The organism is Mesorhizobium sp. M0410 (assembly GCF_040321435.1).
In the GTDB taxonomy this organism is placed as follows: Bacteria; Pseudomonadota; Alphaproteobacteria; order Rhizobiales; family Rhizobiaceae; genus Mesorhizobium.
This window is the reverse complement of record NZ_JAMYRN010000003.1, coordinates 134,711-156,670: the sequence shown is the minus strand read 5'-3', so window position 1 is coordinate 156,670 and position 21,960 is coordinate 134,711. Positions and strand designations below refer to the sequence as shown.

25 protein-coding genes, 1 tRNA gene and 1 pseudogene are annotated in these 21,960 nt (G+C 62.2%); 12 read left to right on the top strand and 15 right to left on the bottom strand.

The window, feature by feature from the left end; all coding sequences use genetic code 11:
• Positions 1–7: 7 nt before the first annotated feature.
• Genes deoA through NKI63_RS04890 form a run of 6 tightly spaced genes read right to left on the bottom strand, consistent with a single transcriptional unit; the run spans position 8 to position 6,182 of the window.
• A complete protein-coding gene (gene deoA / locus NKI63_RS04915) occupies positions 8–1,327 on the bottom strand; it encodes a thymidine phosphorylase (protein WP_352687985.1) in 1,320 nt (439 codons plus the stop codon).
• A complete protein-coding gene (locus NKI63_RS04910; RefSeq protein WP_352820623.1) occupies positions 1,327–2,145 on the bottom strand; it encodes a purine-nucleoside phosphorylase in 819 nt (272 codons plus the stop codon). Before NKI63_RS04910 ends, deoA begins: the two co-directional genes overlap by 1 nt.
• A complete protein-coding gene (cdd, locus tag NKI63_RS04905) occupies positions 2,142–2,534 on the bottom strand; it encodes a cytidine deaminase (RefSeq protein WP_352509888.1) in 393 nt (130 codons plus the stop codon). Before cdd ends, NKI63_RS04910 begins: the two co-directional genes overlap by 4 nt.
• A gap of 6 nt (positions 2,535–2,540) precedes the next feature.
• Positions 2,541–3,512: an ABC transporter permease gene (locus tag NKI63_RS04900; RefSeq protein WP_352509889.1), complete on the bottom strand. Its 972-nt coding sequence runs from the start codon at positions 3,510–3,512 to the stop codon at positions 2,541–2,543.
• 1 nt (position 3,513) lies between these two features.
• Positions 3,514–4,653, bottom strand: coding sequence for an ABC transporter permease (locus NKI63_RS04895; RefSeq protein ID WP_352509890.1), 1,140 nt, complete (start codon positions 4,651–4,653; stop codon positions 3,514–3,516).
• Positions 4,650–6,182, bottom strand: a complete 1,533-nt coding sequence (locus tag NKI63_RS04890; protein ID WP_352478115.1) for an ABC transporter ATP-binding protein — start codon at positions 6,180–6,182, stop codon at positions 4,650–4,652. The genes NKI63_RS04895 and NKI63_RS04890 overlap by 4 nt, the downstream gene beginning before the upstream one ends.
• Before the next feature lie 181 nt (positions 6,183–6,363).
• On the opposite strand from NKI63_RS04890, the gene NKI63_RS04885 reads away from it, so the two are divergent.
• The gene (locus NKI63_RS04885) at positions 6,364–6,585 is read left to right on the top strand and encodes a SlyX family protein (protein WP_352509891.1); all 222 of its coding nucleotides are present in this window, start codon (positions 6,364–6,366) and stop codon (positions 6,583–6,585) included.
• 65 nt (positions 6,586–6,650) lie between these two features.
• On the opposite strand, the gene NKI63_RS04880 is transcribed toward NKI63_RS04885, so the two are convergent.
• The 3 genes from NKI63_RS04880 to NKI63_RS04870 form a co-directional block, all read right to left on the bottom strand.
• Positions 6,651–7,640 (bottom strand): BMP family lipoprotein, encoded by a 990-nt coding sequence (locus NKI63_RS04880; protein ID WP_254816859.1) that lies wholly within the window; start codon positions 7,638–7,640, stop codon positions 6,651–6,653.
• Between the two features lie 213 nt (positions 7,641–7,853).
• Positions 7,854–8,516: a peptide-methionine (S)-S-oxide reductase MsrA gene (gene msrA, locus NKI63_RS04875; RefSeq protein WP_352509893.1), complete on the bottom strand. Its 663-nt coding sequence runs from the start codon at positions 8,514–8,516 to the stop codon at positions 7,854–7,856.
• Between the two features lie 68 nt (positions 8,517–8,584).
• Entirely contained in the window at positions 8,585–8,908 is a 324-nt protein-coding gene (locus tag NKI63_RS04870) for a hypothetical protein (RefSeq protein WP_352509895.1), read from the bottom strand.
• Positions 8,909–9,334: 426 nt separating this feature from the next.
• Here NKI63_RS04870 and NKI63_RS04865 point away from each other — a divergent pair.
• A tRNA-Ser gene (locus NKI63_RS04865) sits at positions 9,335–9,424 on the top strand.
• 755 nt (positions 9,425–10,179) lie between these two features.
• Here NKI63_RS04865 and NKI63_RS04860 read toward each other — a convergent pair.
• Entirely contained in the window at positions 10,180–10,896 is a 717-nt protein-coding gene (locus tag NKI63_RS04860) for a pentapeptide repeat-containing protein (protein ID WP_352820620.1), read from the bottom strand.
• Positions 10,897–11,261: 365 nt separating this feature from the next.
• Here NKI63_RS04860 and NKI63_RS04855 point away from each other — a divergent pair, with 365 nt between their 5' ends.
• The gene (locus NKI63_RS04855; RefSeq protein ID WP_254816855.1) at positions 11,262–11,471 is read left to right on the top strand and encodes a hypothetical protein; all 210 of its coding nucleotides are present in this window, start codon (positions 11,262–11,264) and stop codon (positions 11,469–11,471) included.
• Positions 11,472–11,474: 3 nt separating this feature from the next.
• Positions 11,475–11,666 carry a hypothetical protein gene (locus NKI63_RS04850; RefSeq protein WP_254816854.1) on the top strand — a complete coding sequence of 64 codons (192 nt, stop codon included), beginning with the start codon at positions 11,475–11,477 and terminating at the stop codon, positions 11,664–11,666.
• 348 nt (positions 11,667–12,014) lie between these two features.
• On the opposite strand, the gene NKI63_RS04845 is transcribed toward NKI63_RS04850, so the two are convergent.
• The 4 genes from NKI63_RS04845 to NKI63_RS04830 all read right to left on the bottom strand — a co-directional run bounded on the left by NKI63_RS04845 (position 12,015) and on the right by NKI63_RS04830 (position 14,311).
• On the bottom strand, positions 12,015–12,422 hold the full coding sequence (locus NKI63_RS04845; RefSeq protein WP_352506573.1) for a hypothetical protein: 408 nt from the start codon (positions 12,420–12,422) through the stop codon (positions 12,015–12,017).
• Positions 12,423–12,690: 268 nt separating this feature from the next.
• A complete protein-coding gene (locus tag NKI63_RS04840) occupies positions 12,691–12,945 on the bottom strand; it encodes a hypothetical protein (RefSeq protein WP_352506574.1) in 255 nt (84 codons plus the stop codon).
• Between the two features lie 471 nt (positions 12,946–13,416).
• Positions 13,417–14,025: a YdeI/OmpD-associated family protein gene (locus NKI63_RS04835; RefSeq protein ID WP_352506575.1), complete on the bottom strand. Its 609-nt coding sequence runs from the start codon at positions 14,023–14,025 to the stop codon at positions 13,417–13,419.
• A 64-nt stretch (positions 14,026–14,089) separates the two neighbouring features.
• The gene (locus NKI63_RS04830) at positions 14,090–14,311 is read right to left on the bottom strand and encodes a cupin domain-containing protein (RefSeq protein ID WP_352737497.1); all 222 of its coding nucleotides are present in this window, start codon (positions 14,309–14,311) and stop codon (positions 14,090–14,092) included.
• 209 nt (positions 14,312–14,520) lie between these two features.
• Between NKI63_RS04830 and NKI63_RS04825 the strand changes: the two are divergent.
• Positions 14,521–14,667 (top strand): annotated as a pseudogene (locus NKI63_RS04825) (DUF3597 family protein); the annotation flags it as partial.
• 476 nt (positions 14,668–15,143) lie between these two features.
• On the opposite strand, the gene NKI63_RS04820 reads toward NKI63_RS04825, so the two are convergent.
• Complete coding sequence (locus NKI63_RS04820; protein WP_352820618.1) at positions 15,144–15,392, bottom strand: hypothetical protein; 249 nt, start codon at positions 15,390–15,392, stop codon at positions 15,144–15,146.
• Positions 15,393–15,538: 146 nt separating this feature from the next.
• Here NKI63_RS04820 and NKI63_RS04815 point away from each other — a divergent pair, with 146 nt between their 5' ends.
• The 7 genes from NKI63_RS04815 to kdpB all read left to right on the top strand — a co-directional run bounded on the left by NKI63_RS04815 (position 15,539) and on the right by kdpB (position 21,955).
• Entirely contained in the window at positions 15,539–15,727 is a 189-nt protein-coding gene (locus NKI63_RS04815; RefSeq protein ID WP_292657372.1) for a DUF3606 domain-containing protein, read from the top strand.
• On the top strand, positions 15,727–15,909 hold the full coding sequence (locus NKI63_RS04810; protein WP_352649580.1) for a hypothetical protein: 183 nt from the start codon (positions 15,727–15,729) through the stop codon (positions 15,907–15,909). Before NKI63_RS04815 ends, NKI63_RS04810 begins: the two co-directional genes overlap by 1 nt.
• Before the next feature lie 113 nt (positions 15,910–16,022).
• Positions 16,023–17,504, top strand: a complete 1,482-nt coding sequence (locus tag NKI63_RS04805; RefSeq protein WP_352820616.1) for a hypothetical protein — start codon at positions 16,023–16,025, stop codon at positions 17,502–17,504.
• 331 nt (positions 17,505–17,835) lie between these two features.
• Entirely contained in the window at positions 17,836–17,925 is a 90-nt protein-coding gene (locus tag NKI63_RS04800) for a K(+)-transporting ATPase subunit F (protein ID WP_023675300.1), read from the top strand.
• A 25-nt stretch (positions 17,926–17,950) separates the two neighbouring features.
• Entirely contained in the window at positions 17,951–19,654 is a 1,704-nt protein-coding gene (kdpA, locus tag NKI63_RS04795) for a potassium-transporting ATPase subunit KdpA (protein ID WP_352820614.1), read from the top strand.
• Positions 19,655–19,661: 7 nt separating this feature from the next.
• Positions 19,662–19,871, top strand: coding sequence for a hypothetical protein (locus tag NKI63_RS04790; protein ID WP_352649577.1), 210 nt, complete (start codon positions 19,662–19,664; stop codon positions 19,869–19,871).
• Positions 19,868–21,955, top strand: a complete 2,088-nt coding sequence (gene kdpB, locus NKI63_RS04785; protein WP_352820612.1) for a potassium-transporting ATPase subunit KdpB — start codon at positions 19,868–19,870, stop codon at positions 21,953–21,955. Before NKI63_RS04790 ends, kdpB begins: the two co-directional genes overlap by 4 nt.
• Positions 21,956–21,960: the final 5 nt, after the last annotated feature.

Genomic DNA, 21,960 nt, shown 5'->3' with positions numbered 1-21,960 from the left:
ATGGGCTCTATCCGCGCGGCAGGATCCGCCGGATGACGGTTTTCTCCGTGGCCGGTCTGGAAGGGCCGATCGTATAGGCCGAAAGCACGACGGCCGCGGCCGCTTCGGCATCCCCGGTATTTCGGGCATGGACTAGTGCCAGCGCTTCGCCGGCCCGCACTTCGGCGCCGACCGGCAACAGCCTGGTGATGCCGACGGCGTGATCGATCCTGTCGTCGGGCCGCGTCCGCCCGCCGCCAAGCCCGACCACGGCAAGCCCGATCTCGCGCGTCGCGATGCCGGAGACAAAGCCGTTCGCGCTCGCCTTGACCGCGAATTCCGTTGCCGCTTTCGGCAGATATTTTTCCGGATTGTCGACAAAGTCGGCGGGACCACCCAGTGCCGCCACCATGCGCGCGAAGATGGAAGCGGCGCGGCCGCCGGCCAGCGTCTCGGCGGCGCGGCGCAGGCCGTCCTGGTTGGACGACACCAGGCCTGCCGATTGCAGCATCTCGGCGGCCAGCGCCAGCGTCAAGTCCTCCAGCCGCCGGTCGCGAAAGCGGCCGGTGAGAAAATCGACGGCGTTGCGCATCTCGACCGCATTGCCGGCGGCGGAGGCCAGCGGCTCGTTCATGCCGGTGACCAGCGCCGATGCCTTCAGGCCGGCGCCATTGGCGACCTCGACCAGGCTGTTGGCCAGCGCGGTTGCGTCGCGCGATTTCTCCATGAAGGCGCCGTTGCCGACCTTGACGTCGAGCACCAGCGAACCAAGGCCGGCCGCCAGCTTCTTCGACAGGATCGAGGCGGTGATCAGCGGCACGGATTCGACCGTTCCCGTCACATCGCGGATCGCGTAGAGCCTGGCGTCGGCGGGTGCGAGGTCTGCGGTCTGGCCGATGATGGCGCAGCCGGTTTCAAGCACGGTCTTGCGGAAGCGCGCAACATCCGGCTGGCTGATATAGCCGGGGATGGCATCCATTTTGTCCAGCGTGCCGCCGGTATGGCCCAGACCCCTGCCGGAAATCATCGGCACATAGGCGCCGCAGGCAGCGACGATCGGCGCCAGCATCAAGGAGACATTGTCGCCGACGCCGCCCGTCGAATGCTTGTCGGTGACCGGGCCGGGCAGATCCGACCAGTCGAGCACATCGCCGGAATCGCGCATCGCCATAGTCAGCGCCACCGCCTCGTCGCGGCTCATGCCGTTGAAGAATACTGCCATGGCGAGGGCACCGACCTGTGCGTCGGTAACGGTGCCGGCGGCCAAGCCCTCGATGAAGAACGCGATCTCCTCAGCCGAGAGCTTCTGCCCGTCGCGCTTGCGGCGGATGATTTCCTGGGGAAGCATCAGGCGTCGACCCTGTGCTCCGGAAGCCCGTCCTGAAAAACACGCTGCAGGATGGTCGCCAGCCGCGCACCGCCGACCGGCGCCATGTCCTTGGTCTCCTGGTGCGACAGCTCGGCTCCGGTCATGCCAGCGGCAAGGTTGGTCACGACCGAACAGGCGGCGACGCGCAGCCCGAGGAAGCGCGCGAGAATGATCTCCGGCACCGTCGACATGCCGACCGCGTTGGCGCCCATGACGCGCGCCATGCGGATCTCGGCGGGCGTCTCGAAGCATGGGCCGGAGAACCACATATAGACGCCCTTGTGCAGCATGGTACCGGTCGCCTTCGCCGCCCGCTCGATGGCGGAGCGGAGATCGGCGTCATAGGCTTCGGTCAGGCCGACGAAACGGCGGTCGCTCGGTTCGCCGATCAGCGGGTTGGACCCCGAGAAATTGATGTGGTCGGTGATCAGCATTACCGAGCCCGGCCCCATCCCGGGATCGACCGAACCGGCGGCGTTGGTGAGGATCAGCCGGGAGATGCCGATGCCGGCGAGCACTTCCAACGCCGGCCGCATCGCCGCTGCGTTGCCGTGCTCGTAATAGTGTGCGCGGCCGGACAGCATCAGCACCGGCGTGCCGGCAAAGAGCCCCGCCACCACCTCGCCGGCATGGCCGCTGACACCGCTTCGGGGAAACCCCGGCAAGTCGGCGTAGGAGATGCGCACCGCATCCTCGACCTGGTCGACGAGCCCGCCAAGCCCTGACCCCAGCACCAAGGCCGTGGTCGGCGCCAGCCCATCCAGCCTTTCGACGAGGTGATCGAGCGCTTCCTTCATTTCAGCACATCGCCTTCAAACCCGTATGGCAACAACTCGCCCATGGTCACGGTCTCGACCACGCCGCTGTCATCGCAGAGATAGAACTTCGTTTCCGGCCGGCAGAATTCGGCCAGCCGCTGCCGGCAGCCGCCGCAGGGCGAGCATTTTGCCACGCGTTCGGCGATCACGGCGATTTCCGTGATCTTGCCGCCGCCGCCCATGACGTAGTGGCCGAGCGCGGTGGTTTCGGCGCACCAGCCCTCAGGATAGGACGCGATCTCGACATTGGCGCCGGTGAAGACACGCCCGTCCTCGGTGCGCAACGCCGCGCCGACCGGAAATTTCGAATAGGGCGCATAGGCCTTGGCCATGGCGGCTTTCGCCGCTTCGAACAGATCATGAGTCATGATAGATCAGCGTTCCTTGACATAAGGCACGCCGCCGGCGCGCGGCGGGATTGCCTTGCCGATGAAGCCGGCAAGCAGGATGACGGTCAGCACATAGGGCAGCGCCTGCATGAATTGCACCGGCACCTTGCCGATCAGCGGCAGCGGCGTGCCTTGCAGGCGGATCGACGCGGCGTCGAGGAAGCCGAACAGCAGGCAGGCGAACATGGCGTTGACCGGTTTCCATTTGGCGAAGATCAGCGCGGCCAGCGCGATGTAGCCCTTGCCGGCGGTCATGTCCTTCACGAAGCCGCCATTCTGCACCATCGACAGATAGGCGCCGGCAATGCCGGTGAGCACGCCGGTGCAAATCAGCGCCCGGTAGCGCAGCCAGGCGACCGAGATGCCGGCGGTGTCGACCGCAGCCGGGTTCTCGCCGACAGCGCGCAGGCGGAGCCCAAAGCGGGTGCGAAACAGCACCCACCAGGTGAACGGCACGGCCAGGAAGGCGAGATAGACCAGCACGGAGTGGCCGGAGATGAGTTCCGAATAGATCGGCCCGAGAATCGGAACGCCCCTGAGCGCATCCGCGCCCGGCCAGATGATTGCTTCGAAGCGCTCGCCGGCAGCCAGCGCCGGCGTGCGCCCGCCTTGCTGGAACCAGGCCTGGCCGAGCATGATCGTCGATCCGGCGGCAATGAAATTGATCGCGACGCCGGAAACGATCTGGTTGCCGCGATGGGTGATCGAGGCAAAGCCGTGGATCAGCGCGAAGGCAACCGAGATGAGGATGGCCATGCCGAGGCCGAGATAGGCCGAGTGGAAGACCGAGGCGGCGGCCGCACCGGCGAAGGCGCCGACAAGCATCTTGCCCTCGAGCCCGATGTCGAAGACGCCGGCCCGCTCCGAATAGAGGCCGGCGAGGCAGGCGAGCAGCAAGGGGACCGAAAGGCGGATGGTCGAGTCCAGGACCTGTACGATGGCGTTGAAGAAATCCATCTCAGGCGCCCTTCCCTTTGACCGCTTCCATGCCGACCGATTTCGGGCTGAGCGAGGCGAACAACGCCTGGACATAGGGCCGGAACATATGCTCGAGCGCGCCGGCGAACAGGATCACGAGGCCCTGGATGATGACGATCATGTCGCGGCTGATCGCCGGCATCTCGAAGGCGAGCTCGGCGCCGCCCTGGTAGAGCATGCCGAACAGGATCGCCGCCAGCACGATGCCGACCGGGTGCAGGCGACCCATCAGCGCCACCGCGATGCCGACGAAACCGGCGCCCGAAACGAATTCGAGCGCGACATTGTGCTGGTCGCCCATCGTCGGGTTGAGCGCCATCATGCCGGCCAACGCGCCCGAGATCATCATCGCAATGATGATGATGCGTATCTCCGAAATCCCGGCATAACGCGCCGCTTTCGGGCTGTGGCCATAGGTGCGCATCTCGTAGCCGAGCTTCGTGCGCCAGATCAGCACCCACACCAGAAAGGCCATGGCTAGCGCCAGCAGGGAACTGACGTTGAATGGCGCCGAACGGATTTTGGCGCCGAACAATTCGATGACCCAGTTGAGCTTCGGCAATTGCGCGCCTTCGAGGAAGGTGCGCGTCTGCGGCGCCATCGAGCCGGGCGGCTTCAGCATCCCCACCAGCGCATAGACCATGACGCTGGCGGCGATGAAGTTGAACATGATGGTGGTTATGACGATGTGCGAGCCGCGCTTGGCCTGCAGATAGGCCGGGATCAGCGCCCACAGCGCGCCCATCGCCGCGGCGGCGATAATGGCAATCGGGAAGGTCAGCCACCAGGGCAGCACGCTGTCGAAGGCCAGGCAAACGATGCCGATACCGAGACCGGCGATATAGCCCTGGCCCTCGCCACCGATGTTGAACAGGCCGCAATGCGCCGCAACCGCCACCGAAAGCCCGCTGAAGATGAAGGTGGTAGCATAGAAAAGTGTAAACGCGATGCCTTGGCCGCGACCGAAGGCGCCCTCGACCAGGATGACAGCCGCGCGCAACGGGTTCTCACCGACCAATATGACGACGAAGCCGGCAACGACGAAGGCGACGAACAGATTGATCAGCGGGATCAGCACGTAGTCGGCCCAGGCCGGGAGCTTGGCATAGGGAGTGCTCATTCCGCCGCCTCGCGCTGCTCGACGCCGGCCATCAGCAGGCCGAGCTCGCCCTCGGTCGCGTCGGGGCCGCGTTCGCCGACGATGCGGCCGGCAAACATCACCAGGATGCGGTCGGACAGCGAGCGGATCTCGTCGAGTTCGACCGAAACCACCAGCACCGCCTTGCCCTGGTCGCGCATGGCGATGAGGCGCTTGTGGATGAATTCGATGGCGCCGACATCGACGCCGCGCGTCGGCTGGCCGACGATCAACACGCCGGGATCTTGTTCCATTTCCCGCGCCAGCACGATCTTCTGCTGGTTGCCGCCGGAGAAATTGGCGGTCTTGAGGCGGCAGTCCGCCGGGCGGATGTCATATTTGACGATCTTGTCCCGGGCATCGTCACGGATGGCGTCGATGTCGAGAAACGGCCCCTTCAGATAGCGCTCATCGTCCTGGTAGCCGAGGATCGAATTCTCGTTCTCCTCGAAGGCCAGCACCAGCCCGACGTGATGGCGGTCCTCCGGCACATGAGCAAGGCCGCGCTCGCGCAGCTCGCCAGGGTCGGCGGCGCCGGTGAGGTCGATCGGCTTGCCGTCGAGCATGACCGAGCCCGAAACGGCATGCCTGATGCCGGAAATCGCCTCGAGCAATTCGGACTGCCCGTTGCCGGCGACGCCGGCAATGCCGACGATCTCGCCGGCATGGACGTCGAAGGAGACGTCGTCGACCATGGTGACGCCGCGGGAATCCTTGACCGTCAGGTTCTTGACCGCGAGCTTGACGCCGCCGGCCTTCGCCTCGCCCTTCTCGACGCGCAGCAGCACGCGCCGGCCGACCATCAGCTCCGCCAGTTCCTCGACCGTGGTCTTCCTAGTTTCGCGTGTCGCCACCATCGTGCCTTGGCGCATCACCGAGACGGTGTCGGTGATCGCCATGATCTCGCGCAGCTTGTGGGTGATCAGCACGATCGTCTTGCCCTGCTCCTTCAGCTGCCTGAGGATGCGGAACAGATGGTCGGCCTCGGCCGGCGTCAGCACGCCCGTTGGCTCGTCGAGGATCAGGATTTCGGCGCCGCGATAGAGCGCCTTGAGGATTTCGACGCGTTGTTGCAGGCCGACCGGCAACTCCTCGATGATGGCGTCGGGATCGACTTCGAGCCCGTATTCGCGCTCGAGCCGCTCCAGCTCGGAACGCGCCTTGGCGATGCTCTTCTTCAGCAGTGCATCGCTTTCGGCGCCGAGAATGACGTTTTCCAGGACCGAGAAATTGTCGACCAGCATGAAATGCTGATGGACCATGCCGATGCCGAGCGCGATCGCATCATTCGGTGTCTTGATCGATGCCGGCTGGCCGCCGACACGGATTTCGCCGGAATCGGCCTGGTAGAAACCATAGAGGATCGACATCAGCGTCGACTTGCCGGCGCCGTTCTCACCGACGATGCCATGGATGGTGCCCCGCATAATCTCCAGATTGATGTCGCGGTTGGCGCGCACGGCGCCAAAGCTCTTGTCGATGCCGATCAGCTCGATTGCGGCTTGCGCCATGCAGCCTGTTCCCACTGTTATTTTTTTACCGCTTGGTCAAACGCCTAGCATGACGCCCAGTCTATGCCAATTGGGTCTATGTCAATTGCCCGGAGCAGGGTTCACTCTCGACAAATCCCGCCATGCTTGTCAATTTCCAACGTGGCCGCAGCCTGCACAATCGCCTGATCGAGGATTTGAGATGACCATGCCCGCCCACATGCCCGACCACCGGCTGACGACGCTGGAAATCCGCGCCGCCGAGCAGGAGAAGACAATCGAGGAACTGTCAGGCCAGATCGCCGAGCAGTGGAAGGTGATCGAGCGCATGCAGCGCAAGCTCGACGCGCTGGCCGAGCGCTTCCTGGCGCTGGAGGAACAGGCCGCACCCGACGTGCCGGTGACCAAGCCGCCGCACTGGTGAGCGGCTGACAATGCAAAACCGCCGGGCTTTCACCCGGCGGCTCGTCAGTCTTCAATGTCGATCAATCAATACGGGCAGGCATTGTCCGACATGTAGTCGTGCACCTTGATGGTGCCGGCGATGATGTCGGCCTTGGCCTTTTCGACCGCTGCCTTCATCGCGTCGTCGACAAGCGCCTTGTTGTTGTCGTCCATGGCGTAGTCGACGCCGCCTTCCTTGAGGCCGAGATCGTTGACGCCGGCCGTGAACTTGCCGTTCTTGGCATCCATGAAGGTGTTGTAGACGGCAACGTCGACGCGCTTGACCATGGAGGTCAACACCTTGCCGGGTTGCAGGCCGTTCTGGTTGGAATCGACGCCGATGCCGAGCTTGCCGGCGTCGGCCGCTGCCTGCAGCACGCCGACACCGGTGCCGCCTGCCGCCGCGTAGATTACGTCGGCGCCCTGGTCGATCTGCGTCTTGGCGATCTCGCCGCCCTTGGCCGGATCGTTCCAGGCTGCCGGCGTATCGCCGGTCATGTTCTGGATGACGTCGGTGGCGCCGGCCGCCTTGGCGCCGCCTACATAGCCGCAGCCGAACCTGCGGATCAGCGGAATATCCATGCCGCCGACGAAGCCGACCTTCTTGGTCTTGGAAGCCATCGCCGCCATCACGCCGACGAGGTACGAGCCTTCCTGCTCCTTATAGACCAGGGAGCGGACATTGGGCTTGTCGACGACCATATCGATGATGGCGAATTTGGTGTCGGGGAACTCGGTGGCGATCTTGTCAAGCGCGTCGGCCCAGGAGAAGCCAGCCATGACGATCGGATTGCGGCCGTCCTCGGCGAAGCGGCGCAGCGCCTGCTCGCGCTGGGTGGCGTTGCTGACCTCGAATTCCACATAGGGGATGCCGGTCTCGGTCTTGAACTTTTCGGCGCCGTTGAAGGACGCTTCGTTGAACGACTTGTCGAACTTGCCGCCGAGATCATAGAGGATCGCGGGTTGAATGTCCGCGGCGAAGGCCGGGAGAACCATTGCAGCTGCGGCCATAAGGCCGAGAACGATACGTTTCATGTGATCCACACCCCTGTCGGTTATTTGTCCATTATGCACCGCATGCCGGCCCGGTTCTCCGGCAGGCATGCAGCGTCAGGCAGGAGTGTCTTCCTCCCGCTTCGGGTCAATCTGGCACGGCCCGAAACAAAATTCACGTGGAATTTTGACCCTTTGGAAAAGCATGGCGCCGCATCGCGGCGCCACAGCATATTCCTTGCGTCAGGGGCATAATCAGGCGGAGACGGCGGCCGGAATGGCGCAGGAGACGCCGGTTCCCCGCAGGCCGCAATAGCCGTAGGGGTTCTTCGCCAGATATTGCTGGTGGTCTTCCTCGGCGAAGTAGAATTCCGGCGCCGGTGCGATCTCGGTGGTGATCTTGCCGCGTCCGGCACCGCGCAGCGAAGCCTCGTAGGCATCGCGCGAGGCGAGCGCCGCCTGGTACTGCGCGTCGTTGAACGTATAGATCGCCGAGCGGTAGGTGGTGCCGACATCATTGCCCTGGCGCATGCCTTGCGTCGGGTCGTGACTTTCCCAGAACAGCTTCAAAAGCTCGGCATAGGACACGATCTTGGGATCGTAGACGACGAGCACGACTTCGGCATGGCCTGTGAGCCCGGTGCAGGTTTCCTGATAGGTCGGGTTGGGCGTGACGCCGCCGGCATAGCCGGCCGCCGTGACCCAGACGCCCTCGACCTGCCAGAACAGGCGCTCGGCGCCCCAGAAGCAACCCAGCCCGAACATCGCCGTTTCCAGCCCTTCGGGATAAGGACCCTTGAGCGGCCTGTTCGAGACGAAGTGCTTCGATGCAGTCGGGATCGGCCGGTCGCGGCCGGGCAGCGCCTCGGAGGGCTTCGGCAGGTTGAGCTTCTTGTTCAGCATGTCGCTGAGAAACATAGTGCGGTTTCCTTTTCTTCTTGGTTGAGCCTTCCCCGGCACGGGAACACCGGGTCAGGCTGGAAATGTCAGGTCGCGGCGAACCGCCCGCTGGGGCGCGGCCGCCTGTAGCCGATGGCGTAAAGAATGAACGCCAGCACCGCGAACACGGCGAAGCCGGGCTGGCTGAGCACCCAGGCGATGGCGCCATCCCACAGCAGCGGATTGACCTTGTCGCGGACGAAGCTTTCGAAGGCGCTGCGCGTATCCGGCGAGACCGCGAGCCAGCTGGAATTAAGCGGTGTCATCACCAGCGCCGAAGCCGCCACCGACCGTGTCGCATCGAGCACGGCCATGATGACCGAAACCGACAGCGCGACCATTGCAGCGAGACGAAAGATGAAGCGGAACATCCAGACCCTTCCTCCCCAGGAGATTATCAGAATGTCGTATCGGACTGTTAGATAGGATCTACTTGCTTCGCCTGCAATCGCGACACGCGAAGTTGAACCGGCGACCGCCGGTTCGCTGGAACCGGCGGCGCGCCGGACGGCGAGCACACCTCGGCCGCCCCTTTCGATAGGCTCCCTACGGGTGCTCCGGTAACATGGGGTGAGCATCCGTATCCGGCAAAGCGAATAGACTATCGTTATGTCTTGGCATTCGGCACCGGATCGACTAGATGAGCCCCGCGCCTGTTGCTTTGACGGCTCAGGTGTGGGGAAAGGGTATCCGCTGGTCGACGGCGCCCACGGCCGGAATTCCGGTCCGGAATCCCAAAGGAGATGCATCTCCCCAACCCGCGCGGCGAAACCGGCCGCGTCGAAAATGCTAAAGACGGAGAGGTGGCCGAGTGGTTGAAGGCGCACGCCTGGAAAGTGTGTTTACGGGAAACCGTAACGCGGGTTCGAATCCCGCTCTCTCCGCCAGATACCCACTTAAGCGTCTGTTATTGTTTCGCTTTGTGAGTTGCGGCCTTTCCGTTCCTAACGTCCGCAAACGATGAAGCTCGGCCACCATGCCGCCGCCCCTTTGTTGACTTTGCTTGGGAATCGGAGTGTCCGGAAAAAACCGCAGGGCAGCCCGCAGGATTCGCGTCTGCGGACCCCAATCCGCCCCGCCGGCGCCTACAGGCAATCTACCCCAACGCCCCCCAAGCGGCGCCGGCCACTTTCAGCCCCTTCGTTCGAAAGTTGGCTTCCAGTCGCGATTGCGCGCCCGCTGATGGCCTTCGTAGTCAGGAATGCATGCGAAGAAGGTCGGTCACGGCCGGCAGCCTTGCAATTTGAGCAGACAAAGAGCCCGACCAAGTCGTCATGCATCGAGCCGTGGTCATGGCCGAGCCTGTCAATCAGCGCCTGGATGTCAAGTTTCGTCGATTTGCAGCACATCGGGTGCGCACAATTGACTTAGATGGGTTCGCGGGCGGACAGAGTGTCGGCGAGGGTCTTTCGAGTCATGGCGATTCTCCGTTGAAGGGGCTCGCCGCAACGGGAGGATTATATTCCTTAATGCTGATCCCCTGCATTGTCTCGTGCGGAATGGGCTCTCCGGCATTAGACAGGGATATCCGGAGTTCGCCGTCTCGGGTGGTGGCTTCGACCTTAATGGGCATGCCCGCGGCACAAAGTTACCGGTTCGAATCCTGTCGGGTGCAGCATTGCCGCGGTTCGCTTGCCGACAACTATTCCTGCTGGAATTGACAGGGCCAATCTTCAGGCCTCGTCAAGCCAGAAGGCAACTCGGTCCGGGCGTCTCCGCAAGCCATGTTGAGCTGCCACTGGGACAGACCCACCGAATTGGAAAGGTCGAGGCCCTCGATACGGGTCAGAAAGAAAAAGGCGCGGTCAAAGTCTATCGGCGCGGTGAACCTCGCTCCTCGGAAGTCCGCCCGTGCGAGATTGGCAAACGAGAAGCGGCTGCCGCTGATATCGGCGTCATGGAACTGCGCACGCCCCAGTTCTGCCTTTGTGAAATCAACATTGGTCAGATTGGCGTCCTGGAAATTCGAGCGCTGCATTTCCGCGCTCGCAAACACAGCGCCCTGCGCGTCCATACGGCTGAAGTCGGTCCTGTAGCCCTCGATTCTGTCGAACCGGGCGCCTTTGGCGGTCGAGTCGGCCAGGGAAGCACGCACAAGCGTTGCCTTCTCAAGATTTGCGGCAACGAGATTGGTGTTCCTGAGGTCGGTCGAAGTGAAATCAACACCGAACAGGTTCGCCCCGCTCAGGTCCTGTCCGTCTAGGATGAGAAGCTTCTTGTCACACTCTTGCCAATTGACGCCAGGCGTCGCGGCGGCGTCGCAATTTTGAGCGGCAGCGGCGTTCTGCCAAGCAAACACAGTGCAAACCGCTAGAACCAAGCCGGATGTGCCGTAAGCTCTGGTTCGCCTCAAAGTCATTGTTGCTGGACCTCTGCTACTCGCCGACACTCACCCTTACCACATCTGCTGACACTCGAGCCACGGTGACCACATGGCTGTGCTCGCGGCGCAGTGGGTCAAGCCTGGCGTGAAGCTCCGCGTCAAACAGCTTCGCGGCGAATTCTAGGCGGCCAGCTTACATTAGCCAGAGTGAACAGAACGTGATTACGGGCCAGGCCTTCACACCTTCGCCTTGCACCAGCCCGCCCACCTAGCATGCCCCGCCATCGCGAACGGCCCAGCACGGGCGAAAGACAAGCTCCTTCCTGGCGCTGCGCCGCGTGCAGTCGGAACAAATGGGATCGACGCCGGTTAACAATCGAAGGGACCGCAAACGAAGCGGTATGATGATGATTGATATTTTTAGCTTCGAACTGGCCAATGCCAGGCTGCGCGTTAAACGGGCCGAGCGCTCGCTGAAGCGTGCGAATGAACTGTTGTTGAACGATGGCTGTGTCGCCGTCAATCTCGCGTTGTGCGACCGCATACGGTCTGAGCAAAAACGCGTGATTGAGGCCCGGGAACGCATGACGAAGATCGATCGGAAGAATTGACCCATGATGCTCGCGACCCTCCACCTTGAAACTGCGAGATACGGCGACGAATATCGCGTCGCAAGGCTCGCGCTGCTGAGGCAGCAAATGATACGGCACATCAAGCGCACAGACGCCTCGGCGCAGAAAGTCGAACAATCGCTGGCAAGATTGGCCGAAGCAAACACGCTCGGGGACCGGCTCGCGCAACAGTAGGTCCGCGCGCTCTACCGTCGTTTGACGATGACCCCGTCATGCTGCGTCGCCAACAACAAGGCTGCATCAACGTCGCACCTGCGCTCGCTGGGCGTCGCGCCCCAAAAGCACAAGGCAGTCGTTTCGGCGAAGATCCAAGAAGTGTCGATATTTTCACCTTCCTGGGGACGCAGGCACAACGCCAAAATGAAGGCCGCGATAAGCAGCATGGCAGGCAGAGGGGCGCGCGAAGGCTACTGAGCGGCTTTCATCTCCCCGCACTCTTGCCTCAGATCAGCCTACAACCAATCGGCCCGCGCTTCACCAGAAGCACGGGCATTGATAGGCTCGGCACTATCGCCGCCCCGTCTACCGCGGGACCGCTGGTATTCCCGAGACTGAGCGCTCTGTTTCGCCGGAGAAAACCACGAAGGCAAAGATCAGCACGGCGGCAGCGACAATCATTGAGCCGGTGGCGACGATCGGCTCGAGCGCCGGATTTCCCTGCAGCATCAGGTAAAGCGCCGGCAGCATCACGACCAGGCCGAGATTGTACACGCCGTAGTGGATCATCGCCGTCCTGCGGGCAGCCTTCGCCGGGTTCAGCGCATAATAGCCGCCGAATATTGCACTGGTGACCCATCCCAGCAGGTTGATGTGCGCGTGAGCCGGAAACGCGCCGTGATCGCCTGAAATTGCCATCTGCAGGCCAGCTGCAATTCCCAGAATAAGAAAGACGATGGCTGTCTTGAAAAAAAGCTCCGAAACCTTAGGCATATCATTCCCCCAAACCCGTTTTGCCGCCGCATCATGCCCTGGTTCCGGCGATCTTGCCAAGGGGACCGTCGGGCCTGCGGCACCATTTGTCGCCGGCTTGACGGCCCGTCGGCAGCCGGCCGCCGGGCCTGGCCGGTTGCGAGTCCAGCCGGCAAAAAATATGCGCTCACCCTAATTTAATTGCAATATCACCCGCCAGGCTTCCATGTCGTTCTCCCTAAGGAAGTCCTGCACAATCGTGGTGCCATACGCGCCAAAGGCCTGCCCGTCAGTGTTCCAGCAAGGCCTCGCCGAACTTCTCCCACAGCTGTGCGCAATCTGTAGCTCTGAGGCCGGGGGTTCCGAGTGGGCCATATCTGATGACGGCGGCGTGAACATCATAGCCAACGATGGGTGCATTGGCGACAAAGTGGATAGCCTCGCCCAATCGGCGAGAGCCCATTGGCGCATCGGTTTTGTTGGTGATGTCGAAGACACCACGAATGTCTGCTTCCTGGTTCCTGGCTGCCAACGCAGCCGCCATTGCCCTTTCGTGCATCATCGAATCTCTCCGATCGGTCTAAGTCTAAGAACCGCGGCTTGTGCCGGTCCGGCAACTGGCAACCGGCAAATCGAAGTGCCTTTTGCAGCATCTCGATTGGCTCTTGCTGCGAGCCACTCCGCCCGCTGCCGCGGCAAGCCGATAAGGCAACTGCCAGCGAAATCCGCAGGCACGTCCACGGTCGCATCAAACACGGCCCACGTGCCAGTCGGCTCCTGAACGGGCAAAAACCTCATAACAGCGCCTGCTAATATACTATGCCGACTGTGAGGACGAGACTTTTTCCTGCATCCACTAAACGAATGAGAGATGGTGTCGAAGTGCCGGGCGACGCTCGTCGAAAACAATCGTCTGCGACATCGCCAGGATCGGAGATGGGCCTGAGCCGGCCGCATTTTGGGAGTCGCCGCAAGGGACAAGCACAAGACGCAGCACACAAACGCGGCCAAATGTTTATCCAGAATCGCGATTTCGTTGCGGATAGATGGTCTCGCCGCGCTTCAGCATCGCCACGAACGCCGCGATCTTCTTCTTGCGCCCGGCTTCGGTCTTCATGTTGTGGATGCGGAAGGCGAGCGCGAAGCGGTTTTGCCCGCTGAGCTTTGCCAGCATCTCTTTCGCCCTGGGCTCGGCGTCTATTGCCGCCTGGAGGTCGTCGGGGATCTTCATCTCCTTGCCGCTCTTGTAGGCGCGCGCCCAGCGGCCGTCGGCCTTGGCCGCATCGACCTGCCTCAGCCCGTGCTCGGTCATCCGGCCCTCCTCGATCAGCCGGGCGACATTGTCGACATTGATCTGGCTCCAGGTGCTCTTCTTGCCGCGGGGGGTGTAGCGCTGCAGATAGCTTTTGCCGTCGAACGCCTTGCGCACCGCGTCGATCCAGCCCCAGCACAACGCCACGTCGATGGCTTGCTTCGGCGTGATCGACGGCAGCCCCGAATCGAGCTTATGGATCTTGATCCAGACTTCGTCCTCGCTGTCGTGATGCTCGCCAAGCCAGGCATGGAAGCTTTCGGCATCCCTGAACTCGCGCACATTGGCGGGGTCGACCTTCACGGGCGCCATCAGCTGGTCCGCCCATGACGCGAGCGCGTAACGACGCCAAACCGCTTGCCGGCCGCGCGCGCGCTCATCTCAGCTCCGAGTCCGCAATCCGCAGGCCTGGTGATTCTCGTTTCGGCGGCAGCATGACGTTATCGAATGTCTGCGTGAACATCGCCGCCGCAAAGAAAGCGTCTCTTCGGTGGCGTGGGTGTTGCCAGCCGAGCCGCTTGCCGGGCTCGATCTCGTAGACAATGACCGAGGACTGGGTAGTGCCCTGCCCGCCGCAAACCGCGAAAGCGCCGGCCATTTGACCGACGGATCGTCCTCTGCCCAAACCGGCGAACGTTCGAGCCTGTCGGATGCGAGACTGCTGTCATGGCTTCGTTCCTCTCAGCGAATTGCGAACACGAATCTAGATGATTTTTCTGGTCCGCGTCAGCAAAACTGGCTGCTGACCGTTCCCTCGCCCATTGCGCGTCGACGGCGCCTACCCGATCCGGCCGGCTGCAACCCTGGCTCCGGCAGCGCAAGGAGCTGGCCCACGAGCTGAACTACACCGGCGATATGAACGACACTGTAACGATGAATCTGTGGCTGCACGACGCACTGATGAAAAAGCTGGCCGAGAATGGCGGCAAGCTTCCGAGCGACCTAGCCGCCTAGAGTCACAAGACAAGCAATTCCAGGAAAACGTGTGAACGGTTTTCCGTCCGGAATTGCGTCAAACAAAAAAAGACAGACCGGCTCGGCGTTTCCGTGAAACGACGAACCGTCCTGGTCCTGCCCGCACCGTGGTTCTTGCTGCGCCAACTTCGGCCGCAACCGAGCAGACCACGATGCCAAGCGTCAGACCGCCAGGTAAATAAAATTGAGACCCGTCCCGACCGTCAGGATCGGTGTTTGGCGAGGTGGCATGCCACAAAAAGCGCTTGCCGCCTCGCACCCGGATTGCCTCACGCAAAGCGCCGATTTCGGTCGCTGCCCACGCGCTGGTAGGACCACCATTTTGCTGGCGAAACGCGACGTTCGGCGTATCATTCTCCCCGGAGAGAGTTCATGGTGGGAGGAAGCCAATGAACGTGGTGCAGAGGGTGACTGTCGCTGACTTGACGGCCCAAGAGCTTGTTTCATCTGCGCTTTCACGGTTCGGTGCCGGCGACACCATATCGACGAGGGCGATGCTGGACATCGTTCGCAGGACGGCCCCGGCCTGCGGCAACAGTGACGACGATCTGGTCGAGCTTATCGTCATGACGGCCGTTGGTAGGACCATGGGCGTCGTGTTCGACCATCGGTCCCAATAAAACAATCCGGAACGAATACCAGGCTGCGCCCAGGAGCAGTGGCGGGCGGTTGGCAGCGCCAAAGAGGCCAGCCTGTTTGTGCATGAAGGCCGTCCTGGCACCAAGCCCTTGCTTTGAACAAAACCGCTGCTCATGCCGGGTCATGCCGAAGGCGGTAATTGGGCGACACGCTCGAAGGAACTCGCTGAAATCTTGCCCGTTATGCTCTCGTCGAGATGAGGAGAGCTGCCATGGCCGACGACAAAACCAAGACCGACAGTCGCGACCGCTCACGAGTGGCGGGCGGCGAAGACTACGAGGTACGTCACTTCGCCGAGGAAGCGGGCATCACCCCGGATCAGGCACGCACGCTGATCAAGCGTCACGGCACCGACCGCAAGGTGCTGAACGAAATCGCCGAAAGCATAAGAGCGTCGTAATGGCTGACAAGAAAACCGCAATGGCCGACCGCAAGACGCGTGATCCGGACGAAAAGGAGGCTCTGCGTCTGGCCGAAACCACCGACGTTTCGCCGAAGCAGGCGAAGGATCTGATGCGCAAGCACGGCAAGGACAGCCCGAAGGTCGCGAAGGAAGCCAAGAACTTCAAGGCCGAGGGCTGAGCCGCCGAGCCGGTCGGACGCGCGGTACAGGGGTGTGGCCGCAATCCTGGAGCTTATCGGTTTTCTAACAAATTCGGCCTATCCCTTCCGCTATCGCGGCTCAGGGATGCCATATGCGCGGGATATCTGGTGAGGCGAGGCCGTCGATAGGCGATATACGGCATGTGAGGTTGGTATTTTGCCTGCTGGCGGCGGTCGTGATGGCGGCGGCGCTCCTCGCCTTTGCCACCTCCCTCCTGCAGGATCCTGATAGCTGGTGGCACATCAAGGTCGGCATGGATATGCTGGCAAGCCGCACATTCCCCACTGTCGACGTCTATTCCTACACTTTTGCCGGCCAGCCATGGATCGCCAAGGAATGGCTCAGTCAGCTTCTCCTTGCAATTGCCTTTGAAGCCGGCGGCTGGAACGGCGTGGTGCTGCTGGCGACTGCAGTAATCGCGCTCACGATCTTCTTGACGTCGTGGTATCTCAGCGCGTGGTTGAAGCCGACGCTGGCGATAGGACTGACGCTGGTTCTCGCGCTTTTGATCGGGCCAATCTATGTCGCCCGGCCGCACATCTTTACCTTGCCCATCATCGTCGTCTGGACCGCCGGTCTTTTCCAGGCCGCACGCAACGAGAAAGCGCCGCCTTTGTGGCTGCTGACGCTGCTTTGCCTGTGGGCCAATCTCCATGCCACCTTCACCTTCGGTTTCGTCATCGCCGCCTTCGCCGGGCTCGATCTCGTCATGCGCACGCGCTTGTCGAACCCCCGGCTGCTGGCCAAGTGGATCGTTTTCGGGCTGCTTTGCCCGCTGGTCAGCCTGCTCAATCCCTATGGCGTCAAGGCCATACTCGCCACATTCACCGTGGCCTATGGCAATGAGGCGGTGCGTTACATTGCGGAGTGGCAACCCTTCGACGCCTCGCGGCACACCCTCCAGGAGGTGGCCCTGCTGGTGGCGTTTTTCGGGCTGCTCGTGTCGAGATTGCGCATTGGCTGGGCCAAGGCGCTGTTCCTTGTCTTCACGTTGCACGTCTATCTCACCCACATACGGTTCATGTACCTGTTCTTTCTTCTCGTGCCGGTGGTCCTTGCCGTCGAGGTCGCACAACAATATCCAGTGCTTTCAGCCGAGAAATGGGCGGCGGAAAAGCGCGACGGACTTGAACAATTTTTCGCACGGCAATTTTCCAGGATTTGCGCTGGACTTGCCGTTTTGCTGGTTTTGGCGGCTGCCGCCTTCACGACCTATCCGGTCGCGCCGAGCCAGAAGACCTCGGCGAGGGACGCGCTGGCCTTCGCCCAAACCCATAATCTGTCGGGCAATCTGCTGAACTCCTACGATTTTGGCGGTACGCTGATTTTCCATGGCATCAGGACGTTTATCGACGGCCGCGCGGATCAGCTCTTCCTGAATGGCTTTACGGAAACGGATGAGCAGACTGGGCACAGCCGGGGCAAGCCGATCCTGAAAGCCCAACTCGAGAAATATACGATAGGCTGGGCATTGTTGACCGCCGACGACAGCCGCATTCCGTTCTTCGACGAACTGGGCTGGAAGCGGGCCTATGCGGACGATTACGCGGTGATCTACACCCGCGCGGACTGAGCCCCGGCAGCTTCGCGCGCCGGTGTGCGCATCCCTCCTGAAGCTGTGGCCAGCGCCGAGGCGGCGAAATCCTTATGGGATTTTGATTTCTTTGCTCCGCGTCCCGTCTCGACCCTTTATGGCACTTTGATCCATATTCACCGAAGCGGTGTATCCAGCCGCCGATATGATGCGGCGACCGGTTTTGGTAGTTTGTTAAAGTAAACACACAAATACAACATAGGAAAATGCGCGGTGGACATAGTTGTTGTCGCGATTGGAATCGCGTTCTTTGCTCTATGCTTCGGCTACATCAAAGCCTGCGACAAGCTGTAAGGGTAGGGATCGTAACATGCTTTTCGACTATATCCTCGGCGGCGCCGTGACCTTGTTTCTTCTCGCCTACCTGACATACGCCCTCGTTCGCCCGGAACGCTTCTGATCTCCGCTGGCAAGGAGCCAACCCCATGACAATCAACGGATGGCTGCAGATCCTCGTCTATTGCGGGATCGTCGCTCTGCTGGCCAAGCCGCTCGGCGGCTACATGTATCGCGTTTTCAGCGGCGAGCGCACATTCCTGTCGTCAATTCTGGCCCCGCTCGAGCGCGGGCTCTACCGCATATCAGGGACCAGCGAGCGCGAGGAGCAGCACTGGACCTCCTATGCGGCGGCCCTGCTGTTCTTTAACCTGGCCGGCTTCCTGGTGCTCTATTCGCTGCAACGGCTGCAAGGCGGCCTGCCCTACAATCCGGCCGGCATGACCGCCGTCGAACCTGAGCTGGCCTTCAACACCGCCGCCAGCTTCATGACCAACACCAACTGGCAGAACTACGGCGGCGAAAGCACGATGTCCTATCTCGTGCAGATGGCCGGCTTGACCGTGCAGAATTTTCTGTCGGCGGCGACCGGCATCGCCATTGCGGTCGCACTGATCCGCGGCTTTGCCAGGGCCTCAGGCAAATCGATCGGCAATTTCTGGGTCGATATGACCCGCGGCACGCTCTATCTGCTTTTGCCGTTCTGCATCGTCCTGACTCTGGTCTATGTCTATCTCGGCATGCCGCAGACGCTCGCTGCCTACGTCAACGCGACGACGCTCGAAGGCGCGCAACAGACTATAGCGGTCGGGCCGGTCGCTTCCCAGGTTGCCATCAAGATGCTCGGCACCAATGGCGGCGGTTTCTTCAACGCCAATGCAGCACATCCCTTCGAAAATCCCGACGCAATCTCCAACCTGATCCAGATGGTGACGATCTTCGCCCTCGGCGCGGCGTTGACCAATGTCTTCGGCCGCATGGTAGGCAACCAGCGCCAGGGCTGGGCAATTCTGTCGGCTATGGGCGTGCTGTTCATCGCCGGCGTTGCCGTCTGCTACTGGGCGGAATCCGCAGGCAATCCGCTGGTCCACGCGCTGGGCGTCGACGGCGGCAACATGGAGGGCAAGGAGAGCCGTTTCGGCATCGCTCTGTCGGCGCTGTTTGCCGTCATCACCACCGCCGCTTCCTGCGGCGCGGTCAATGCCATGCATGACAGCTTCACCGCACTTGGCGGCATGATCCCGATCATCAACATGCAGCTCGGCGAGGTTATTGTCGGCGGCGTCGGAGCCGGCTTCTACGGTATCCTGATGTTCATCGTCATCGCCGTCTTTGTCGCCGGGCTGATGGTCGGACGTACGCCCGAATATCTCGGCAAGAAGATCGAGGCCAAGGAGGTCAAGATGGCGATGCTGGCCGTGCTCTGCCTGCCGCTGGCAATGCTGATCTTCACCGCTATCGCGGTGCTGCTGCCGACGGGCGTTGCTTCCATCGCCAATGCTGGTCCACACGGCTTCTCCGAGGTTCTCTATGCCTACACCTCGGCCGCGGCGAACAATGGCTCCGCCTTTGGCGGTCTCAGCGGAAACACGCCCTGGTACAACGTAACGCTCGGCATCGGCATGCTGATGGGCCGCTTCCTGGTCATCATTCCGGCGTTGGCGATTGCTGGCTCGCTGGTTGCGAAGAAGACCGTCCCTGCCTCCGCCGGCACCTTCCCGACCGACGGTCCACTGTTCGTCGGGCTGCTGGTCGGTGTCATCTTGGTCGTCGGTGGCCTGACCTTCTTCCCGGCCCTGGCGGTCGGACCGATCGTCGAGCACCTGGCGATGATTCACGGTCAGACATTCTGAAACGGCCATGCCCTGGTTCAAGATCATACCTCGAAAGGTCCGGCATCGCCCCGAGCCGGAGGGAGAGAAAACGCCCCCTCCTTTCCCGACGCTGTCCACATTCCTCGCTATTGCGGCAGCCTTGATCATGATCTGGCTGCTGGCTTACGGGCCGCCGCACCTTCGTTCGGCACAGGATCGACCGGTCAACAACATCGACACTGGAGCCACCAAATGAGCCCGTCGAAATCCGTGAGCATCATGGATACCCGCATTCTGTGGCCCGCTATCGCCGGTTCCTTCAGAAAACTGAACCCGCGCACCTTGATGCGAAACCCGGTGATGTTTGTCGTCGCCGTCGTCTCGGCGCTCACCACCGTGCTGTTCGTCAAGGATCTCGTTACCAGCGGCGGCGATCTTGGCTTCACGCTGCAGATCATCATTTGGCTGTGGTTCACCGTGCTCTTCGCCAATTTCGCCGAAGCGGTGGCCGAAGGCCGCGGCAAGGCGCAGGCAGACTCGCTGCGCCGGGCGCGAACCGAGACGCAGGCCAAGCTGTTGAACGATGGCGACCGCAGCAAGTTCAAACTGGTGCCCGGCACCAGCTTGAAGGTCGGCGACATCGTGCTTGTCGAAGCCGGCGACATCATCCCCTCGGACGGCGAGGTGGTCGAAGGCGTGGCGTCAGTCAACGAGGCGGCCATCACCGGCGAATCCGCACCGGTCATCCGCGAATCCGGCGGCGACCGTTCGGCGGTGACCGGCGGCACGCAGGTCTTGTCCGACTGGATCCGCGTGCGCATCACCGCGGCTGCCGGCCATACGTTCCTCGACCGCATGATCTCGTTGGTCGAGGGCGCCGAGCGCCAGAAGACACCCAACGAGATCGCGCTCAATATCCTGCTCGTCGGCATGACGCTGATCTTCGTGCTGGCCACGGCGACGATCCCGAGCTTCGCCTCGTATTCGGGCGGTCATATCTCGGTGACGGTGCTGGTCGCCCTGTTCGTTACCCTGATCCCGACCACAATTGGCGCCCTGCTGTCGGCGATCGGCATTGCCGGCATGGACCGCCTGGTGCGCTTCAACGTGCTGGCCATGTCGGGCCGCGCCGTCGAGGCGGCCGGCGATGTCGACACGCTGCTGCTCGACAAGACCGGAACCATCACGCTGGGCAACCGGCAGGCGACGGCATTTCGTCCGGTCAAGGGCGTCACCGAACAGGAACTGGCGGACGCGGCCCAGCTTGCCTCGCTTGCCGACGAAACGCCGGAAGGCCGCTCGATCGTCGTCCTGGCGAAGGAAAAATACGCCATCCGCGCCCGCGACATGGCAAGCCTGCACGCGACGTTCGTGCCTTTCTCCGCGCAAACCCGCATGAGCGGCGTCGATCTGGAAGGCTCCTCGGTCCGCAAGGGCGCAGTCGATGCGGTACTTGCCCACGTCAAGCTCTCGACGGTTGCCACAGGCCGTACGCGCAGCGACACCGTCCGCGACCTTCAGGCGATCGCCGACGAGATCGCCAAATCGGGTGGCACTCCACTCGCGGTCGAGCGCGACGGGCGCCTCCTCGGCGTCGTCCATCTGAAGGACATCGTCAAGGGCGGCATCGCAGAACGCTTTGCCGAATTGCGCCGCATGGGCATCCGCACGGTTATGATCACCGGCGATAATCCGATGACCGCGGCGGCGATCGCGGCGGAAGCCGGCGTCGACGACTTCCTTGCCCAGGCGACGCCCGAGGACAAGTTGAAGCTGATCCGCGACGAGCAGGCCAAAGGCAAACTTGTCGCGATGTGCGGCGATGGCACTAACGATGCGCCGGCCCTCGCGCAGGCCGATGTCGGCGTTGCCATGAACACCGGCACGGTCGCGGCGCGCGAGGCCGGCAACATGGTCGATCTCGACAGCGATCCGACCAAGCTGATCGAGATCGTAGAAATCGGCAAGGCGCTGCTGATGACGCGTGGCTCGCTGACCACCTTCTCCATCGCCAACGACGTAGCCAAGTATTTTGCCATCATCCCAGCAATATTCGCCGTCTTCTACATCGCCCCGGGCCAGACCGCCGGGCCGCTGCAAGCGCTCAATGTCATGCATCTGGCGACGCCGCAGAGCGCTATCCTCTCGGCCATCATCTTCAACGCGCTGATCATCATCGCGCTGATCCCGCTGTCGCTGAGGGGTGTCAAATACCGCGCGGTCGGCGCCGGTGCGCTGCTCAGCCGCAATCTCATTGTCTATGGCCTCGGCGGCGTGGTCGTCCCCTTCGTCGGCATCAAGGTGATCGACATGGGCATCACCGTTCTCGGTCTCGCCTAAGGAAC

Coding starts and splice junctions, on each gene's coding strand:
- deoA (WP_352687985.1), bottom strand. CDS start 1,327: ATGCTTCCCCAGGAAATCATCCGCCGCAAGCGCGACGGGCAGAAGCTC.
- NKI63_RS04910 (WP_352820623.1), bottom strand. CDS start 2,145: ATGAAGGAAGCGCTCGATCACCTCGTCGAAAGGCTGGATGGGCTGGCG.
- cdd (WP_352509888.1), bottom strand. CDS start 2,534: ATGACTCATGATCTGTTCGAAGCGGCGAAAGCCGCCATGGCCAAGGCC.
- NKI63_RS04900 (WP_352509889.1), bottom strand. CDS start 3,512: ATGGATTTCTTCAACGCCATCGTACAGGTCCTGGACTCGACCATCCGC.
- NKI63_RS04895 (WP_352509890.1), bottom strand. CDS start 4,653: ATGAGCACTCCCTATGCCAAGCTCCCGGCCTGGGCCGACTACGTGCTG.
- NKI63_RS04890 (WP_352478115.1), bottom strand. CDS start 6,182: ATGGCGCAAGCCGCAATCGAGCTGATCGGCATCGACAAGAGCTTTGGC.
- NKI63_RS04885 (WP_352509891.1), top strand. CDS start 6,364: ATGACCATGCCCGCCCACATGCCCGACCACCGGCTGACGACGCTGGAA.
- NKI63_RS04880 (WP_254816859.1), bottom strand. CDS start 7,640: ATGAAACGTATCGTTCTCGGCCTTATGGCCGCAGCTGCAATGGTTCTC.
- msrA (WP_352509893.1), bottom strand. CDS start 8,516: ATGTTTCTCAGCGACATGCTGAACAAGAAGCTCAACCTGCCGAAGCCC.
- NKI63_RS04870 (WP_352509895.1), bottom strand. CDS start 8,908: ATGTTCCGCTTCATCTTTCGTCTCGCTGCAATGGTCGCGCTGTCGGTT.
- NKI63_RS04860 (WP_352820620.1), bottom strand. CDS start 10,896: ATGACTTTGAGGCGAACCAGAGCTTACGGCACATCCGGCTTGGTTCTA.
- NKI63_RS04855 (WP_254816855.1), top strand. CDS start 11,262: ATGATGATGATTGATATTTTTAGCTTCGAACTGGCCAATGCCAGGCTG.
- NKI63_RS04850 (WP_254816854.1), top strand. CDS start 11,475: ATGATGCTCGCGACCCTCCACCTTGAAACTGCGAGATACGGCGACGAA.
- NKI63_RS04845 (WP_352506573.1), bottom strand. CDS start 12,422: ATGCCTAAGGTTTCGGAGCTTTTTTTCAAGACAGCCATCGTCTTTCTT.
- NKI63_RS04840 (WP_352506574.1), bottom strand. CDS start 12,945: ATGGCGGCTGCGTTGGCAGCCAGGAACCAGGAAGCAGACATTCGTGGT.
- NKI63_RS04835 (WP_352506575.1), bottom strand. CDS start 14,025: ATGGCGCCCGTGAAGGTCGACCCCGCCAATGTGCGCGAGTTCAGGGAT.
- NKI63_RS04830 (WP_352737497.1), bottom strand. CDS start 14,311: ATGGCCGGCGCTTTCGCGGTTTGCGGCGGGCAGGGCACTACCCAGTCC.
- NKI63_RS04820 (WP_352820618.1), bottom strand. CDS start 15,392: ATGCACAAACAGGCTGGCCTCTTTGGCGCTGCCAACCGCCCGCCACTG.
- NKI63_RS04815 (WP_292657372.1), top strand. CDS start 15,539: ATGGCCGACGACAAAACCAAGACCGACAGTCGCGACCGCTCACGAGTG.
- NKI63_RS04810 (WP_352649580.1), top strand. CDS start 15,727: ATGGCTGACAAGAAAACCGCAATGGCCGACCGCAAGACGCGTGATCCG.
- NKI63_RS04805 (WP_352820616.1), top strand. CDS start 16,023: ATGCGCGGGATATCTGGTGAGGCGAGGCCGTCGATAGGCGATATACGG.
- NKI63_RS04800 (WP_023675300.1), top strand. CDS start 17,836: ATGCTTTTCGACTATATCCTCGGCGGCGCCGTGACCTTGTTTCTTCTC.
- kdpA (WP_352820614.1), top strand. CDS start 17,951: ATGACAATCAACGGATGGCTGCAGATCCTCGTCTATTGCGGGATCGTC.
- NKI63_RS04790 (WP_352649577.1), top strand. CDS start 19,662: ATGCCCTGGTTCAAGATCATACCTCGAAAGGTCCGGCATCGCCCCGAG.
- kdpB (WP_352820612.1), top strand. CDS start 19,868: ATGAGCCCGTCGAAATCCGTGAGCATCATGGATACCCGCATTCTGTGG.